1 protein-coding gene is annotated in these 1063 nt (G+C 31.2%); it reads left to right on the top strand.

The genetic code is table 11. The features are described from left to right. Positions 1-194: 194 nt before the first annotated feature. On the top strand, positions 195-989 hold the full coding sequence (locus tag ES044_RS18290) for a hypothetical protein (RefSeq protein ID WP_147120787.1): 795 nt from the start codon (positions 195-197) through the stop codon (positions 987-989). Positions 990-1063: the final 74 nt, after the last annotated feature.

The following is a 1063-nucleotide window of genomic DNA, read 5'->3' on the forward strand; positions in this document are numbered from 1 at the left end:
ATTGCTTTAAACTTACTGAAAAATGAAAACTCTAAAAAACTATCTGTAAAAAGTAAAAGGCTTGAAGCTGGATGGAATGAAGACTATTTGCTCAAAATATTAAATATAAAAGTATGATTCTGCCCTGAATAAGTCCTACGATTGGTGTTGATTATTCAATTACAGAAAATCTAAAAGTAAGTTCTCAGTTTCTCATGAACTACGCTGTTGTTGACGGTTTAAAATTGGCGCCTCAATTTAATTATGGGAATTCAAAAAACTTTAACACTGATTCAAGTGGGCTTACTGAAAAACGAGATATCTACTTCGATTATACTTGGGACAACTATATAAATTATAATACAAGTTTTAATAAAGTTCATAATTTAACAATGCTTTTAGGTAATTCTGTATATAAAACTACAGGCGAATTTACTGGCTTTACTGGAAATAATCTACTCTATAAAGGCGTTCCGGTAAGTTCTTTTGAGAATGCAAATTTAGGAAATGCTGAAGAGGTTTTGAATTTTTATACTGATGAGCAATTAGAAAATGAAGAAAACACGTTTGATGCACGTTTATTATCTTACTTCTTTAGATTTCAATATAACTACAAAGAAAAATATTTATTGTCAGCGGTAATTCGTAGAGATGCATCTAGCAAATTTGGACCAAATAATCAAGTAGGTTTTTTCCCTTCAATGTCTTTGGGATGGAACATAACAGAAGAATCTTTTTTACAGAATAACTCATGGCTAAACGCATTAAAATTAAGAGTTAGCTACGGAATTATCGGGAATGATAGAATACCTGATAATAAATGGGTGTCTCTTTTGAATGGGGATGCAATTTATGCTTCTTCAGATGTAACTCAAAATTCTGAAACTCCAACAGATCAAAGAATATTTGGTTTAGCAGAAGGGACTTTAGGTAACCCTGAATTTAAATGGGAAGAACGTAACTATTCAGCCATTTCCGGTAGGAACGGATTTTTGCTAAAAGCAAGCTGAATATTTTCTAGTACTTTTTGTTTATTTTTTTTGAGCGTTGTAATATATCCTCTAATTCTAGCAAAATATTGTGC

The organism is Polaribacter sp. IC066, assembly GCF_007997085.1.
Lineage (GTDB): Bacteria > Bacteroidota > Bacteroidia > Flavobacteriales > Flavobacteriaceae > Polaribacter.